The organism is Streptomyces sp. NBC_00878 (assembly GCF_026341515.1).
GTDB lineage: Bacteria > Actinomycetota > Actinomycetes > Streptomycetales > Streptomycetaceae > Streptomyces.
Genome location: NZ_JAPEOK010000001.1, coordinates 5,712,274 through 5,727,791 on the forward strand (window position 1 = coordinate 5,712,274; position 15,518 = coordinate 5,727,791).

Annotated in this window: 15 protein-coding genes; 3 read left to right on the plus strand and 12 right to left on the minus strand. The window is 70.2% G+C overall.

What is annotated here, in order from left to right:
* Window positions 1–99 precede the first annotated feature (99 nt).
* From OHA11_RS24560 to OHA11_RS24600, 9 genes are all read right to left on the minus strand, one after another.
* On the minus strand, window positions 100–1,524 hold the full coding sequence (locus OHA11_RS24560) for an MFS transporter (RefSeq protein WP_266499731.1): 1,425 nt from the start codon (window positions 1,522–1,524) through the stop codon (window positions 100–102).
* Window positions 1,521–2,237, minus strand: coding sequence for an ATP-binding protein (locus tag OHA11_RS24565; RefSeq protein ID WP_266499733.1), 717 nt, complete (start codon window positions 2,235–2,237; stop codon window positions 1,521–1,523). Before OHA11_RS24565 ends, OHA11_RS24560 begins: the two co-directional genes overlap by 4 nt.
* Window positions 2,234–3,520, minus strand: coding sequence for an amidohydrolase family protein (locus tag OHA11_RS24570; protein WP_266499735.1), 1,287 nt, complete (start codon window positions 3,518–3,520; stop codon window positions 2,234–2,236). Before OHA11_RS24570 ends, OHA11_RS24565 begins: the two co-directional genes overlap by 4 nt.
* A 127-nt stretch (window positions 3,521–3,647) precedes the next feature.
* Window positions 3,648–4,823, minus strand: a complete 1,176-nt coding sequence (locus OHA11_RS24575; RefSeq protein WP_266499737.1) for a CdaR family transcriptional regulator — start codon at window positions 4,821–4,823, stop codon at window positions 3,648–3,650.
* Between the two features lie 284 nt (window positions 4,824–5,107).
* Window positions 5,108–5,311: a hypothetical protein gene (locus OHA11_RS24580; protein ID WP_266499738.1), complete on the minus strand. Its 204-nt coding sequence runs from the start codon at window positions 5,309–5,311 to the stop codon at window positions 5,108–5,110.
* Window positions 5,312–5,384: 73 nt separating this feature from the next.
* Window positions 5,385–5,630, minus strand: coding sequence for a TniQ family protein (locus tag OHA11_RS24585; RefSeq protein ID WP_266499740.1), 246 nt, complete (start codon window positions 5,628–5,630; stop codon window positions 5,385–5,387).
* On the minus strand, window positions 5,621–5,773 hold the full coding sequence (locus OHA11_RS24590) for a hypothetical protein (RefSeq protein ID WP_266499741.1): 153 nt from the start codon (window positions 5,771–5,773) through the stop codon (window positions 5,621–5,623). The genes OHA11_RS24585 and OHA11_RS24590 overlap by 10 nt, the downstream gene beginning before the upstream one ends.
* Before the next feature lie 37 nt (window positions 5,774–5,810).
* Window positions 5,811–6,326 (minus strand): cupin domain-containing protein, encoded by a 516-nt coding sequence (locus OHA11_RS24595; protein WP_266499744.1) that lies wholly within the window; start codon window positions 6,324–6,326, stop codon window positions 5,811–5,813.
* Between the two features lie 33 nt (window positions 6,327–6,359).
* Window positions 6,360–7,133, minus strand: coding sequence for an MBL fold metallo-hydrolase (locus OHA11_RS24600; protein ID WP_266499747.1), 774 nt, complete (start codon window positions 7,131–7,133; stop codon window positions 6,360–6,362).
* A 65-nt stretch (window positions 7,134–7,198) separates the two neighbouring features.
* On the opposite strand from OHA11_RS24600, the gene OHA11_RS24605 reads away from it, so the two are divergent.
* On the plus strand, window positions 7,199–7,879 hold the full coding sequence (locus tag OHA11_RS24605; protein WP_266499748.1) for a TetR/AcrR family transcriptional regulator: 681 nt from the start codon (window positions 7,199–7,201) through the stop codon (window positions 7,877–7,879).
* Window positions 7,880–7,973: 94 nt separating this feature from the next.
* On the opposite strand, the gene OHA11_RS24610 is transcribed toward OHA11_RS24605, so the two are convergent.
* From OHA11_RS24610 to OHA11_RS24625, 3 genes are all read right to left on the minus strand, one after another.
* Window positions 7,974–10,892 (minus strand): SpoIIE family protein phosphatase, encoded by a 2,919-nt coding sequence (locus OHA11_RS24610; RefSeq protein WP_266499750.1) that lies wholly within the window; start codon window positions 10,890–10,892, stop codon window positions 7,974–7,976.
* A gap of 362 nt (window positions 10,893–11,254) precedes the next feature.
* Window positions 11,255–12,763, minus strand: a complete 1,509-nt coding sequence (locus OHA11_RS48375) for an amino acid ABC transporter permease/ATP-binding protein (RefSeq protein WP_323186626.1) — start codon at window positions 12,761–12,763, stop codon at window positions 11,255–11,257.
* A 3-nt stretch (window positions 12,764–12,766) separates the two neighbouring features.
* Window positions 12,767–13,618: an ABC transporter substrate-binding protein gene (locus OHA11_RS24625; RefSeq protein ID WP_266499752.1), complete on the minus strand. Its 852-nt coding sequence runs from the start codon at window positions 13,616–13,618 to the stop codon at window positions 12,767–12,769.
* A 184-nt stretch (window positions 13,619–13,802) separates the two neighbouring features.
* Between OHA11_RS24625 and OHA11_RS24630 the strand changes: the two genes are divergently transcribed.
* Together OHA11_RS24630 and OHA11_RS24635 are read left to right on the plus strand one after the other, a co-directional pair.
* Window positions 13,803–14,579, plus strand: a complete 777-nt coding sequence (locus tag OHA11_RS24630) for a GntR family transcriptional regulator (RefSeq protein ID WP_266499754.1) — start codon at window positions 13,803–13,805, stop codon at window positions 14,577–14,579.
* Entirely contained in the window at window positions 14,576–15,508 is a 933-nt protein-coding gene (locus OHA11_RS24635; RefSeq protein ID WP_266499757.1) for a DUF1989 domain-containing protein, read from the plus strand. The genes OHA11_RS24630 and OHA11_RS24635 overlap by 4 nt, the downstream gene beginning before the upstream one ends.
* Window positions 15,509–15,518 lie beyond the last annotated feature (10 nt).

The window sequence follows — 15,518 nt, forward strand, 5'->3', positions numbered from 1 at the left end:
CAGATTGTCACACAGTCTTACATGCGGGGGTATCGCGTATCCGGGCATGCTTGATGCGCCCCGGCCGTGCGTTCTGCGGGGCGCATCCAGCGGCTGCGGTCACGGCGAGGCGGGGCTTTTCACCTGGGAGGTGTCGGTAGCCGGATCCGTCGCTCGGTGCCGGCCTTTGGGGCTGAGGTCTTCGAGGGTGCGTCCCTTGGTGGCAAGTCCCAAGGACAGCACGGTCAGCACGCCCACCAGAAGGACGGCCGAGGTGACGCCGAAGACGGCGTTCAGGCCGCCCTGGGCCGCCGCGGCCGTGAAGGCGAAGGGAGCGATGATGCCGCCGATACGGCCGAAGGCCGAGGCCGTGCCCTGCCCGGTGGTGCGGATCTCGGTCGGGTAGGTCTCCGGCGTGTAGGTGTACAGCAGGGCGTAGACGCCGTTCATGAACAGCGAGAGTGCGGCGCCGAAGCCGACGATGGCGCCCTCGGAGTGGGACAGTGCCATGCCGAGTGCGGAGAGTGTGGCGCCGGAGAGATACAGGGCGATGGACCGCTTGCGGTCCAGGTACTCCGAGAGGAAGGCGGCGCTGAAATAGCCGGGGATCTGGGCCAGGTAGATGTACAGCACGAAGCTGAAGGACTTCACGACGGTCATGCCGCTGTCGGCCAGGAGCTTGGGCATCATCGTGAAGAAGCCGTAGTAGGCGAAGGTCAGGCAGAACCACATCACCCAGGCCACGAAGGTCCGTTTGGCGAAGGGGCCGCTCCACAGTACGGCGAGCTTCTTGCCCATCGAGGCGTGAGCGAGGTGGCTGGTCGCCGACGGGGCGTCCGGCTCGGCGGGGACGGGCGGCAGGGCCGTGCCGGTCTCCTTGCGCACCGACTCCTCCAGCGCGGCGACGACCTGCTCCGCCTCCTCCACACGCCCCTTGGACAGCAGGTAGCGCGGGGATTCGGGCATGGAACGCCGCCACCAGATCACGGCGAAAATGGGCAGCGTCAGGATGATCTGGGCGTACCGCCATCCGTCGTCGAACGGCGAGATCACGTACCGGCCGATGAGCGCGGACAGGACGTAGCCGAAGGAGAAGAACCCGGCGACGGCGCCGATGAACCGGCCCCGGTAGCGCCCGGGCACGAATTCGGACAGGTAGGGAGCGATGATGGCGCTCTCCGCACCGATGCCTGCCCCGGCCAGGACTCGGAAGGCGAACAGCACCCAGTAGTTGGGGGCGAACGCGGCGACCAGCGTCATGCTCGTGTACACGACGAGCGAGCCGAGCATCACCTTCTTCCGGCCCAGCTTGTCGCCCAGCGTTCCGGCGGTCAGAGCCCCGAACAGGAACCCGATGAGCAGCGCGCTGGCCAGCAGGGAGATCTGGCCGGCGCTCAGTGACCACTGCTGGGCGACCACCGGCAGGATGAAGGCGATGATCGCCGCGTCGGCTCCGTCGAAGGTGTAGCCGAGACCGCCGATGATCAGGAGTTTGCGATGGGTACGGCTCAGCGGCAGACGCTCAAGCCGTGCGATGTGGTTCATGTTCGGTCCTCGAGATCGGGGGCGCTGAGGCTGTGGGGGAGCCGAGCCCGAACGAAGGGAGAGAGGAGGTGTCTGAACCGACGGCGCGGAGCGCCGCTGGTGGGAAGGACCGTAGAACCGCCGGAAGTCCTGAACCATGTGCATCGGTTCCGAGTTCTGCTGCTGCCCTTTGGGCATCTGACGAAGAACTCCCGGTCGCCTGCGCATGGCCTTCCAGCGGCGTCGGGCCAACCCGAATCCGGGACCTGTAGCCACGCGGTGCAGCGCCGGCCGAGCGCAGTGCTCACGGCCTCCCAGCGCTCGGCCAGCACGTCCACCATGAGCAGCCCGCGGCCGTGCTCGTCGTCCGGCAGGGCGGACTCCCGCGAAGCCGTGCGCATCTCACCGGAATCGCGGACGTACAGCGTGAGGCACCGGTCGGACAACGTCATCAGCACATGGAGCTCGCTGCGGCCGTGCACGACGGCATTGGCCGTGAACTCGCCCAGGATGGCCATCGCGGCATCTCGCGTGTCGTCCGGGAGTGGCCACCGGCCGAGCGCGCAGGAGGCGAAGAAGCGTATCGGGCCGAGCCATCGGGCTTCGGCCGGGAAGGCCGCGAGGGCGGCGTCCTGATGCAGGACGCCGCCCTCGGGCAGGGAGGTGGACACGCACGCGGTCGGCCGGGAAGGGGTCGATCCCGGGGCTCGCGCGGACAGCAGTGCGGTGGTCATGACACAGCTGCTTCCGTCTCCGGCATCAGCTGCCGTATCTCCTTGGACGAGGCAGCGGACAGGCCGACCCTGTCGACCACCACCTGGCCGTCCTTGACGACGAGGTGGACGCGGCCGCTGTCCTGCAGGACCGAGATGTCGTCGAGCGGGTCCCCGTCCACGACAACCAGGTCGGCGATCTTCCCGGGCGCGAGTGTCCCGAGGCCGTCGAGACCGAGCAACTCGGCGTTGGTGCGGGTCGCAGCCACGAGGGCGTCCATCGGCCCCAGCACGGACGCCTTCAGCTGAAGCTCCAGGGCCTTGAAGGGCTGATGTGCGCCGAGGACGTCCGAGCCCGAACCGATGCGTACGCCCTTGTCCCTGAGGATGCGCAGGGCCTCGTACGCCCGCTCCAGCACATGGGCGGCCTGGGCGGCGCTGTCTGGCGTGAGCCCGTGTTCCTGGCCGTCGCGGACCAGGAGATCGAACGTGGCGATGGTCGGTACGGCGAACGTGCCGGCGGCGGCCATCGCCTCGGCGGCCTTCTCGTCGACCAGGTTGGCATGCTCGATGCTGCGCACGCCGGCCGCGACGCAGGTCCGGATCGACTCGGGGGTGTAGCCGTGCGCCATCACATAGGTGTGCCTGGCCCGGGCCTCGTGGACTATGGCCGCGATCTCCTCGGTGGTGAACTGCGTGTGCGTCACGTGGTCCGTCGGGGAGGTGCAGCCGCCCCCAGCCATGATCTTGATCTGGTCCGCTCCCCGGCGCAGCACTTCGCGAGCGCCCCACTGGCACTGCGCGACGCCGTCGACGACCACTCCCGGGTGGTACAGGCCGTCGCTGCGCCGCTGCCGGTCCTGCGCCTCGGCCGGGCGGAAGTCGCTGTGCCCGCCGGTCTGGCTCAGGGGGCCGGTCGCGAGGAACATCCGGGGACCGGGGACGAGACCGGTCTCCACCGCCTGCTTGAAGCCGTAGTCGGTGAACCCGGCGTCCCGCACTGTGGTGAAACCGGCCGCCAGGGTTTGGCGCATGTTCTCGAAGGTCTTCGCGGCCAGCACGGGGCGGGAGACGGTATCCACCAGGTTGAGCATCTCGGTGGCCGCGAGGTGCGTGTGGGCGTCTATCAGCCCCGGCAGGACGGTGCGGCCACCGACATCGATGACCTGGTTACGGCCGGTGTCGACCGGGGACCGGCCCATTCCCGTGATGCGTCGGCCCTCGACACGAATCCACCCTGCCTGGACGGGATCCGTACCGCTTCCGTCGATGGTCCGGGCATTGACCAGGTAAAGGGTGTCCACGGCGGGCTCCTTGGCGGCTGTACCAGCAGGCTGCTGTTCACGCTAGGAACCACGTACGGCAGGGACCATGGACATCCGTTGCGAAGAACGGACCCCGCCATACGGCAATCGTTCAGAGCCGGCGCACTCAGTCGGCCTTCGACTCGATCAGCCGCAGCAGCTTGATGCCCAGATGCAGGGCGAGCCGGTCCAGCCCGTCGCTCAGATCCATTCCGCACAAGGAGGCGGCTTTCTCCAGGCGGTAGTAGACGGTGCCCCGGTGCACGTGCAGACGCGCCGCCGTGGTCTGGTTGTCACAGCCGGAGTCGAGATAGGTCTCCAGGGTGTCGATCAGGTTCGCCTGGGAGGGCTGGGCCTCCTTCAGCAGCGACACCCGCGGGTCCATCAGATCCCGCAGGAGATGGTCCGGGGTACCGATCAGGACACGCAGCGCGCCGAGCAGGTCCCACGAGCACACCGGTCCTGTCTCCGGCCAGACAGTGGCGGCCCGCGCGGCCAACTGCGCATGTTCGTACGACAGGTGGGCGTCATGCAGATCTGACTGCGGGTCACCGATGCCGATGACGAGCTCGGGGAGATCGTGGCCACCGGCGAGCAGGTGATCGACGATGCGTTCCGTGTGCCCGGGCTCCGCAGGGGGCGGGACCGCCGCGAGGATCACGGCTCCCTCCGCGTCGAGACAGCGCAGGGCCCCACGAGGCAGGCCGCCATGATCACGCCACAGCCAGTGCTCCAGAGCGTCCGTGCCGGACCCTCCGCCGACAGGCCGCAGGAACACGACGGCGATCGGCCAGCCGACAGGGAACCGTCCCTGCTCACCCAGGCGATCGGCGGCCTTGCCGCGCACGGCGGCGGATCCCCGTACGAGGTCACCGAGCAGGTCGGCGTCGCTGTGCCGGGCTTGCTGATCCAGGTACAGGACCCGCCCCACCTCAGCTGCGGCTTCCATGACCGCATCCATGCGGGTTTCGTCCAGCTCCTGGTGGACGTCGAGGAGGCAGATGTACCCGCAGGTGGTCGACGCCCAGCGGGCGGGAACCACGACCCGGCCGGCCAGCTCGCGTTCCGGATCCGCCGGAATACGCACCGGGGCGGTCGCCGTGTCGATGCCGTACCGGCCGAACCACTCGCGTACCCACTCCGGGGTCGACCGAAGAAGCAGCGCCTGTCGACGCACCGTATCGATCTCCGCATCGTCGTGCGGACCGAAGACCAGGGAGTTCAACCGGGTGTCGGTGAGTGATGTCGGCACACCGACCTCGGCGGAGATGCCGTTGATGACGTCCTGCAGCTCCTGTAGCACGGCGGCCTCCCACAACGTCCCGAGAGCGAGAGAGAACGGCGTCTGCTCCTCCCACCGCTAGGAACATACTGTCAGACAGACTGACACTGCGAGGATGTCGATGTGGCGATCGGGCAAGGCGTCCGTAGCGCGTTTGGTCACTGCGACGGCCCACGCTGCCCCGGGTGATCTTGGCGTGAGTACAGGCGCGGTCCGAAGTGCTGCGTCTGAAGCGGGCGAGTCGTCGACCGGCGGGCTGCCGTCGAACGGGCTGGATGGGAGCCGCCCGGGGCAGAGAACGGTATTCACCAGGCCATCGGCGGTGGCGCCTCCCACGCCACCCTGACGTCCAGGCCAGGGACCGGCCACACCGGCACCTGTGCGAGCACGGCCCGCAGGGCCATGTCCGAGGTGCCTCCGCCGGCCGGGGCGAAGTGGTCGTGGAAGGCAATGACCAGCCGGGGGCGCTCGTTCAACAGCACGCGCGTGTTGCGTTCGAGGCCGGCCATCCGCCGCGGGCCTGAAGGCGCTCGTGCAGCGGCTCCTGCAGGTCCTCCAGCAGGACATCCGTAAGGGGAGGAGCTACCACATTCCGGAACTCGGTGCCGCATCGCTGCGGCTTCCCGTCCGAGGCATCCCGGACGAAACCCGGCACCTGTCATGCCCCAGCCCCACCCCTCCGGCGCGAACCGGCTCCCTCCAGGTGGAGCAGGCAGCGAGCAGACAGCGCCCGTGGCGGAGGCACGCGAACGCCCACGGCGTGGACCAGTCCAAAGGCCGGCGCCCGCGTCGCTCATCGACGCAGGCTGGACAAAACCTCAGCTCCACGGGTTGATCCAACTCGACTTCACCAGAGGGATCTTCTCTTGGGACACAACTCCCGCTGCCTGTGCGGGCAACGCGGTCCCGGCACAGCGCATCCAGGTCATGGCCTGGATCTCGTCCGCCAGCAGACCCGTCGCCGCCGACACGCGTTGAGCAGTCGCGGTCGCCGCCCACTACGAAGAGTCATCCTGAGGCGGCCCCGTTGAAGTCCGCTTCCTCCGGCAGGATCTCCAGGTCGATGTCCTCGCGATCGAGGAGCGGGCCCAGCGCCAGGCCGCGCTCCGGCGGCCAGAACTCGGGCTTCGCGCCGGGAACGGGGTCGTCCCCGCCTTCCAGCCACAGCCCCTCGCCTCCGCCGGGCGTGAAGAACGACACCATGTGCGCCTGTTCGCCGGTGAGGTTCCGGAACCGGTGCCGCGTACCCCTGGGTACGAAGACGAAGTCACCGGAGTTCGCCGTGAAGGTCCGGTCGCCGTTCAGGAATTCCAGCGCACCCGAAATGACGTAGAAGGATTCGTCAGCACTCTTGTGCACGTGCGCTATCGGCCCGCCGCCCGGAGGCACCCAGCAGACCGTGAAGCCGAGTGCGCCGTTGGTCGAGTCGGCCGTCGCCATGGTCTCGTAGACGTCCCCGGACATCCACTTGACCACGCCCTTCTCGGCGGGGACGTGCAGGACGCGCGGGCTGTAGTAACTCATGTTGTTTCCTCGGGAGTTGGAAGTAATGAGAGGTCAGTGGACGCCGAACTGCCGTGCCTGCCGCGTCGCGGTGCGGACGCCTTCGGCGAAGGGCTCGCCATGGCCGGGCAGCAGCAGGTCCGCGTCCGCCGTCAGTTCGTCGAGGCGGTCGAGGGCGGTGAGTGCGGCCCGGCTGTCGTGGGTGAAGCAGCGGCTCACGATCGTGGGTCCGGTGTGGTCGGAGAAGCCGTCGGCGGTGACCAGGGCGTCGCCGGTGAAGAGCAGCCCGCGGTCGGGGAAGGCGTACGCGGCGCTGCCGGGTGTGTGGCCGGGCAGGACGACGGCCCGCGGGGCGCCGGGGACGTCCTTCAGCACCTGGTCGGCGCCGAAGACCCGCGCACCCCGCACCGCGGGTGCGGTGAAGGCGCCGGAGCGGGCCAGCCCGAGGGGGAGGGCGAGCGCGGAGGGCCTGCGCAGCAGATACGGGAGCATCGAACGCTCCGGCTTGGCGTGCCGCATCGCGCTGCGCGGGCCGTCGCGCAGGATGGCGGCGTCCCGCTCGTGGATCCAGAGGTCGGCGCCGGCTTCCTGGAGGGAGTGGGCCAGCCCGGTGTGGTCGGGGTGGCCATGCGTCAGGAGTACGGCACGGACATCGGCCAGGGAGCGGCCGAGGCCGGTCAGCAGCGTGCGCAGCTGCTTCAGATGGGCGGGCGTTCCCGCGTCGACCAGGACGAGACCGTCGGGGTCCTCGATCAGGTAGAAGTTGACGCCATGATCGCCGAGGCGGTGAACGCCGGGGGCGACCTGCGTGGGCGCGGGACGGGACATACGAGCCTCCGGCGACCGAACAGTATTCGATACAGTCGACTGTAACAGAATTGGAGGGTGTGCCGATGGCAGCCGGAACGCCACGTCGGTCCTACAACTCCGAGGGCCGGCGCGAGGCCGCGCGCCGCAACCGCGCGGCGGTGCTGGAGGCATGCCGCGAGCTGCTCTTCCGGGAGGGCTACCACGCCACGACCGTGCGTGCGGTGGCCGAGCGGGCGGGTGTCTCCGCCGAGACGGTGTACAAGTCGTTCGGCGGCAAGCCGGGCATGGTCAAGGCCCTGTGGGACATCACGCTGGCCGGGGACGACGAACCGGTTCCGATGGGGGACCGCCCCCAGGTGCGGGAGATCCTGGGGACAAGGGAGTTGGGCGCCAAGCTCCGGCTCTACGCCGCGTACGTGCGCGGCATCCATGAACGGGTCACCCCGCTGTTCGCCCTGCTGACCCAGGCCGGGCCGGACGTCGGAGAGGTCCTGGAGACCGCCGAGCGGGAACGGCTGACCGGCGTCACCGCGTTCGTCACGCACCTCGACGAGTCCGGCGCGCTCGGCCCGGAGGCGGATCCGGCCCACCTGATGGACGCCGTCTGGGCCCTGGCCGGTCCCCAGTTGTACACGCAGCTCACTGCGGGACGGGGCTGGTCGGCCGACACGTACGAGAAGTGGCTGGCCGACATGCTGACGGCCATGCTCGTGCCCCCTCCGCCCCAGCCGCCCCAGCCGCACCAGCCGCTCCGGACGCGGTGAGCGCCCACCGCATCTGCCGCGACGACGAGATGGCAAGCGGGGCCGTTCACTTGGCAAGAAGGGACGGGCGGATTGGAAGCATCCGCCAGGCGTATCAGGTCTGTGCCGCGCCCGTGGTGTGCGCGGGCACGGGGTCCGGCAGTGGCTGTTCGGTCCATATGCACTTGCCGTCGAGCGTGTAGCGGACGCCCCAGCGCTGGCTGAGCGCGGCGACCAGTTGCAGTCCGCGCCCGCCTTCGTCGGTGTCCCGGGCGCGGCGCATGCGGGGAGTGGTGAGGCTGCCGTCGGAGACCTCGCAGATGAGGCTGCGGCTGCGGACCAGGCGCAGTCGCAGGGGTCCCCTGGCGTGGCGCACCACGTTTCCCACCAGCTCGCTGGCGAGCAGTTCCGTCGTCGTCACCAACTCGTCGAGCTGCCATTCGGCGAGTCGGCGACGGATGTGGGAGCGGGCCTGGCCGGCCGCGACCGGATCCTCCGGGAGCGTCCAGACGCTCATGTCCTCGGGGCGCAGAGCGCGGACCCGGGCGACGAGCACGGCCGCGTCGTCGCCGGTCTGCTCGCCCTCCGGCAGCAGGGCCGCGGTGAGCGAGGCGCACAGCCGGTCCAGGCGGCCGGCCTCGTCCGTCTGCTCCTGCTCCCGCTCGTCCGGCCGCGGCCACGGTCCGGTGGCGGGGGTCGGGGGCGCGGTGTCCGCCGTAGTGGTGAGGGCGGTGGTCAGCTGCACGATGCCGGTGTCGATGTCGCGGCGGGCGGACTCGACGAACCCGTCGGTGTAGAGCACCAGGAGGCTCCCCTCGGGCAGCACCAGTTCGGTGGTCTCGAAGGGGGGTGTGGCCGCGCCGAGGGGCGGGTCGGCCGCCAGGTCGAGGAGACGGACCGTGCCGTCGGGGCTGACGAGGACCGGTGGCGGGTGTCCCGCGCTGGAGACGGCGCAGCTGCCGGTGGCCGGGTCGTACACGGCGTACAGGCAGGTGGCGTAGAAGTCGTCGCCGAGATCGCTGACCAGGTCGTTGAGGTGCGAGAACAACTCGTCGGGGGGCAGTTCGAGGCCGGCGAGGGTGTGTACGGCGGTACGCAGCCGCCCCATGGTGGCCGCCTCGGAGAGGCCGTGGCCCATGACGTCGCCGATCACCAGCGCGACCCGGTCGCCGGACAGCGGGATGACGTCGTACCAGTCGCCGCCGAGCATGCCCTCGCTGGCCGGGAGGTAACGGGCGGCGGTGGTGACGGTGGGCAGCAACGGCAGGGCGCGCGGCAGCAGACCGCGCTGCAACTCCTGCGCGCGGTGGTGCTCGGCGTCGTACAGCCGGGCCCGCTCCAGGGTCTGCGCGATCAGTCCGCTCAGCGCGATCAGCAGTCCGCGCTCGTCGTCCGCGAGGCGGCGGGGCCGGTCGAAGGAGATGACGCAACCGCCCACGACGCGCCCGGAGACCATCAGCGGGAGGAAGGCCCAGGAGTGTTTTCCGCCGAGGGCGGCGAAGGCGGCCAGCCCGGGATAGCGGGCCTCCAGTTCCTGCGGCGAGTCGACGAACCGCGGTACGCCGTCGCGCATCGCCTGGTCGAGCGGGTTGTTCTCGGGCCCGTCGGGGAGCCGGTCGATGTACGAGCGGGGGTAGCCGACGGACTGGAGCGTCCAGTCGCCGCCGGGGCCGGCCGCGTGCACGATCAGCCCCGTGGCCCCGACGAGCGGCAGCAACCGCTCCGCCACGGCGTTGATCACGTCCTGCACGGTGAGCGCCTCGGCGAGTGCCCTCGTCAGGCCCCCGATACGGGAGGTGCGCTCGGCGGCGGCGCGCTCCTCGGCGGCCCGTCTGGCCTGTATCTCCCGCTGCTCGGTGACATCGGTCAGATAGACCGTCAGCCCGTCGGGCACCGGGATGATCCGCAGGTGGTACGAGCGCCCGTCGGTCGGCGACCTCACGTCGATACCGGTGGCGACGCGGTCCGCCATGGCACTGCGGCACCGTGACGCGAGGGCGGGCACGGCGACCGCGGGCAGTTCCCAGAGCACGCGGCCGATGAGGTCGTCCGAGGGACCGACAAGCTGCTGGGCCCGCCCGTTGACGTACATGATCCGTCCGTCGGAGTCGACGGCGAGGAAACCGTCGCTCATGTGCTGCAGGGCACGGCCGACCGAGTCCATGGCCGCGCGCGTCTCGCTGGTCTCCCACAGCCGGCCCACCATACGGGCCGGACGGCCGTCGTCCCCGTTCACGATCCGGCCCCTGGCCTCCACCCACCCGACGGTGCCGTCGGGCCGGAGCACCCGGTGCCTGACGCCGTACTCCCCGCCCTTGCGCAGCGACTGCTCCGCCTGGGTCACCACGGCCGGCAGATCCTCGGGATGGACCAGTGCGCGCCAGGTCTCGATCCGTCCGTCGAAGTGGTCCGGGGGGATGCCGAGCACGAGCGCCATCTCCTCGTCCCAGAGGATGTCGCCGGTACGGATGTTCCAGTCCCACGCGCCGACCCGTACGGCCTCCCGTGCCGCGCGGAGGGGTGACGCGGCGGGCCGGGCCGCGGAGCCGGAATCCACCAGGTCGGCGACCAGGCCGGCGATCCACCGCGCGGCCACTTCGAGAAGGCCTCGCTCCGCGTCGGTGGGCGGCCCGGGCCGGCTGGTCACGACGGACAGCACCCCGAGGGTGTCCTCCTCGTGACACAGCGGAACGGCCGCGACGCCGGTGTACGGGGCGGTGTACGGACCGGTGTCCGTACCGGTGCGCGGGCCCGTGTACGGGGTGGAGGTCCGGTCGGGGGACGCCGGCAGCCACACCACCGCGCGCTCTCGGATCGCCTGGGCGGTGGCCGCCTCGGTCAGGGCGTCGACCTCCTGTCGGCCGAGGCTGAGGCCTTCCGGGTTTCCGCTGGTCAGCGCGGGGTGCAGGCGAAGACTGCCGTCGGGGCCCCCGGGGCCGTCGAAGAGGTACACCATGCCGATCGGGGCGCCGACAGCGGTCACCGTCTGCCGCAGCGCCGAGCTCAGCGTAGAGTTTTCTGACGTTTCGCCCACTTTCATATCCTCCCACCGGACGGGCGACGCGGCGGTGGGTTCACCCCCTCACGGGCTGCGCGCCGGGCCGGTGGGCCCGGCCGCTCCCCGACTGCACGGCCGACACGATCGTCCGTACAGCCGACACGGTCGTCCGCCCGCGGCACAGCCGACGGCCGTCCGTCGACGGCGGGCCGCTGCCGCCCGGCCGCCGCGGCCACCCACAGCTGCCACCCGGGCCGGGCCTCTCGGCGACGCCCGCCCGGGTCACCGAGAGGCCCGGCTGGGCGACACCCACCCGGGTCGCCGCCCGCGTTCCTCCGCCGGTACCGGGAGAGCTGTGCGCCACCGGGGCCTGCGGGCCTGCGCCGGGCTGCCGGACCTCAGCCGACCGCGGCGAAGAACCGTTCCAGGCGCGGTTCGCCGGACTTGTCGAAGACCGTCTCCGGCGGGCCCTGGACAAGAACGCGGCCCTGGTCCATGAAGACCACCCAGTCCGCGACCTCGCGCGCGAAGCGCATCTCGTGGGTGACGACGACCATGGTCGTACCCTCGGCGGCGAGTTCGCCCATCACCGACAGGACCTCGCCCACGAGCTCGGGGTCGAGGGCGGAGGTCGGTTCGTCGAAGAGCAGCACGCTGGGGTCCATCGCCAGGGCGCGGGCGATGGCCACGCGCTGCTGCTGGCCCCCGGAGAGCTGGTGGGGGTACTTGTGGGCGTGGGCGTCCATGCCCACCTTGCGGAGCAGTTCGCGCGCCCGCACCTCGGCGGCCAACCGGCTGCGGTACTGCCGCTGCTGGAGCGGGGCGAGGGTGATGTTCTGCAGGGCGGTTCTGTGCGGGAAGAGATTGAACCGCTGGAAGACCATGCCGACGCGACGGCGCTGGGCGGCGAGTTCACGGTCCCGGCCGCCCATGGGCAGCCCGTCGATCTCCACACTGCCGTGGTCGGGCTGTTCCAGGTGGTTGAGGGTGCGTACGAGGGTGGTCTTGCCCGAGCCGGAGGGGCCGATGACGGCCACCACCTCGCCGCGGTGCACATCGAGGTCCACCCCGTCCAGGACGGACACCGGGCCGAACGACTTCCGCAGGCCCCGGGCGCGTACGACCGCCTCGCCCTCGTGCGCGGTGCGGGCACGGGTCCGCCGCACCGGTTCGGCGGGGACCCCGTCCTCCGGGGCGTCGTCGATGGGTGCCGCGGCCTTCGTACGGCGCTTACGGACGTCGAGGCGGCGTTCGGCCAGGGCGCGGAGCCGGTCGAAGAGGGTGACCAGCATGACGTAGTAGACCGCGACGGCCAGCAGGGTCTCCAGGACCAGGAAGTTCTGGGTGTAGAGGCGCTGGCCGACCAGCAGCAGCTCGGCCAGGGAGATGGAGCTGACCAGCGAGGTCAGTTTGAGGATGCTGATGAACTCGTTGCCCAGCGTGGGAAGCGCGACCCGGAACGCCTGCGGCACCACCACATGCCGCTGCACCCCCGCGTACGGGATGCCCAGCGCCTGCGCGGCCTCGCCCTGGTCCTTGCTCACGGACAGCAGGCCGCCGCGGTGGATCTCGGCGATGTACGCGGTCTCACTGAGCACGAGCGCGACCAGGCCCGCGGCGAAGGGGCTCGACAGCAGGGGCCTGAGGCCGGGGAAGAGCTGCGGCGAGTTGTAGACGAAGATCAGCAGCACCAGCAGCGGCAGACTGCGGAAGAACCAGACGTACGCGGAGGCCAGCAGCCGCAGCGGACGCAGCCGGGACTGCTGGGCGAGGGCGACGAGCAGGCCGAGCGCGGTGGAGATCACCCAGGCGGAGACGGCGAGTTCGACGACGAGCAGCGCCGCCCGCCACAGGTCGGCATCGGCGAACAGACCGATGGTGTAGTGCCAGTCGAAGCTGCCCATCATCCATCAACTCCCTTCGGCGCGGCCGAGGTTGTACTTCTTCAGCAGCTCGGTGTAGGTACCGTTCTTCGTGAGCTCGTCCAGCGCGGTGGTGAGGGTCTTCTTCAGGGCGGTGTTGCCCCGCTTGACCGCCAGCCCGGACTGGACGGGATAGATCAGGGACTTGCTGGAGATGGTGAGCCGCCCGTTCGTCTTGTCGGCGGCTGCCTTCGCCACGGCACCGTCGGTGACCTGGGCGTCGACCTGGCCGGACAGCAGCGCCTGGGTGCCTTCGGGATCGGTGCCGAACTCCCGTACGTCGACGGCCTTTTCGCCCTCGTCCGTGCACTGCTTGCTCGCCTCGTCGCGCAGCTTCTGGACGATCTGGCCGCCCTTGATCACCGCGACGGACTTTCCGCACAGGTCGGTGACCACGGCCGGCCGGTCGCCGCCCGAGGTCTGCACGACGATCGAGTTGCCGGTGGTGAAGTACGGGATGAAGTCGACCTGCTTCTTGCGCTCGTCGGTGATGTAGAGGTCGGAGGCGATCACGTCGAAGTGACCGGTGCCGAGCCCTGCGATGAGCTGCTCGAAACGCGTGTCGACGAAGGTCGTCTTCAGCCCGGAGGCCCCGGCCAGGGCACGGGAGATGTCCGGGTCGAAGCCCGCCGGGGTCTTGCCGTCCAGATAGGCGTACGGGGGATACGTCAGGTCCGATCCCACGGTCAGGGTGCCGGCGGTCATGGTGCCCGAGCCGCCCGAAGCGCCCGAACCGCCCGCCTCGCCGGTCGAGGAGGAACCGCTCGAACAGCCGGACAGGGCGAGGAGCGCGGCGGCGGCCCCGAGGGCCGTGGCGGAGCGGACCGATGTGGAGTGCATGAGGGGGCCTCTCGACCGGGAGACTGGAACTGATCCTGAAACTGTTGAACAATCTGGCTGCTGATGATGGTGACGGGTTGGTGTTTCAGTCAAGTAAAAGGTCGAAATTTCCTGGATGACGCACATGGAGCAGGTGGACCATGCCCCTGTTTTGTTCAACAGATCGTGCGTTAGGGTGGGGGCCATGTCGACTCTGAACGGCGCGGCTGAGACCGCGGGACGGCCCGTCCTGGTGACCGACGTGCTGCGCGAACGCATCGTCGAGGGAGAGCTGCCGCCCGGTACCCCGCTGCGGGACGTGGCGCTCTCCGCCGAGCTCGGGGTGTCCCGGAACACCCTGCGGGAGGCCCTGCGCACCCTGCACGACGAGGGCCTGGTGGTGCAGCGCCTGCACAAGGGCACAGCGGTGAAGACCCTGTCCGCCGAGGACGTGACGGACATCTACATCGCCCGCCGCACGCTCGAACTCAGCGCCGTCGACGCGAGCCCGCTCGCCCCGGAACCGCTGCTCGACGCGATGGAGGCCAAGGTCGCCGCCGCCGAACTCGCCGTCGACGTCGAGGCGTGGGACAAGGTGGGCACCGCGTCACTGCGCTTCCACCAGTCGCTGGTGGCCCTGCTGGGCAGCGCCCGCCTCGACGGCTTCTTCCGGGTGACGATCGCCCAACTGCGCCTGGCCTTCGCGGTGATGGCGGACCAGGGCGCCTTCCAGGCACCGTGGGTCGCCCGCGACCGCGAGATCTGCGACCTGATCCGCGGCGGCCGGCGCATGGACGCCACGGCCGCGCTGCGGCTCTACCTCGACGACTCCGAGCGGACGGTACTCGACGCCGTACGCGCCAACTCCCGTACGACCAACTCCCGTTCGGCAACGAAAACGGCAGCGACCAAGGCAACGGCAGCGACCAAGGCAACGGCAGCGACAACAGCAGTGACAACGGCAGCGAAGGGCAAGCGATGAACTCCCGCACAGCATCGGCGGCGAAGGCGGCGAAGGCGGCGACTCAGGCGACTGCGGTGACTGCGGTGACCGCGGCAACCGCGCAGTCCAAGGCGGCGCCCGCCTACCAGGCCACCCAGGGCGGCGCCCTCGACGTCGACCGCGCCTTTTACGACCGCTTCGCCGCCGCACGCCACGAGCTCGTGGACTCCTTCGAGATCCCGATCCGCTCGGGCCGCGCCTGGACCGTCCCGCAGGGGCACCTGTGCCGGATCGTCACCGTCGAGGGCCCCCAGGTCGGCGACTTCAACGTGTGGAACCTCCACGACCCGCGCGAGCGCATGTGGGCCGCCCGCACGCGCCAGTTGCAGCGCGCGCACATCTCCACGTACGACCGGATCTGGTCCACGCTCCCCTTCCTGCGCCCCCTGCTCACCGTCACCGCCGACACGCTCGCGGACTACGGTGTGGACGCCGACGGCGGACGTGTCCACGACCTGCTGGGCACCCGCTGCGACCCGTACGTCAACCGCATGCTCACCGGCGAGGACTTCGACTTCCACTGCCACTCGAACCTGGTCCGGGCCGTACTGCCGTACGGACTCACCGAGTTCGACGTCCACGACGTACTCAACGTCTTCCAGTGCACGGGCCTCAACGCCGACGACCAGTACTTCATGAAGGACTGCCCGGCGCGCGAGGGCGACTATTTCGAGTTCTTCGCCGAAACGGACCTGCTCTGCGCCCTGTCCACCTGCCCGGGCGGCGACCTCTCGGTCCCCCTGTGGGGCCCGGACGCCCGAGACCCCCTGGACGTCTGCCGCCCCCTGGGCATCGAGGTCTACCGCCCCGACCCCACCCTCCTGAACGACTGGACCCCACCCGCCAGGGCCGCCTACCGCAACCTCCATGGCATGGGCCGACCGGATTTCCTCAAGACCGTCGGCTGAAGCGCGTCTT

Bases quoted from the DNA above. Each gene is read 5' to 3' on its own strand.
- OHA11_RS24595 (WP_266499744.1), bottom strand. From the start codon at position 6,326: ATGAGTTACTACAGCCCGCGCGTCCTGCACGTCCCCGCCGAGAAGGGC.
- OHA11_RS24630 (WP_266499754.1), top strand. From the start codon at position 13,803: ATGTCGACTCTGAACGGCGCGGCTGAGACCGCGGGACGGCCCGTCCTG.
- OHA11_RS24560 (WP_266499731.1), bottom strand. From the start codon at position 1,524: ATGAACCACATCGCACGGCTTGAGCGTCTGCCGCTGAGCCGTACCCAT.
- OHA11_RS24580 (WP_266499738.1), bottom strand. From the start codon at position 5,311: ATGGCCGGCCTCGAACGCAACACGCGCGTGCTGTTGAACGAGCGCCCC.
- OHA11_RS24600 (WP_266499747.1), bottom strand. From the start codon at position 7,133: ATGTCCCGTCCCGCGCCCACGCAGGTCGCCCCCGGCGTTCACCGCCTC.
- OHA11_RS48375 (WP_323186626.1), bottom strand. From the start codon at position 12,763: ATGATGGGCAGCTTCGACTGGCACTACACCATCGGTCTGTTCGCCGAT.
- OHA11_RS24605 (WP_266499748.1), top strand. From the start codon at position 7,199: ATGGCAGCCGGAACGCCACGTCGGTCCTACAACTCCGAGGGCCGGCGC.
- OHA11_RS24635 (WP_266499757.1), top strand. From the start codon at position 14,576: ATGAACTCCCGCACAGCATCGGCGGCGAAGGCGGCGAAGGCGGCGACT.
- OHA11_RS24565 (WP_266499733.1), bottom strand. From the start codon at position 2,237: ATGACCACCGCACTGCTGTCCGCGCGAGCCCCGGGATCGACCCCTTCC.
- OHA11_RS24625 (WP_266499752.1), bottom strand. From the start codon at position 13,618: ATGCACTCCACATCGGTCCGCTCCGCCACGGCCCTCGGGGCCGCCGCC.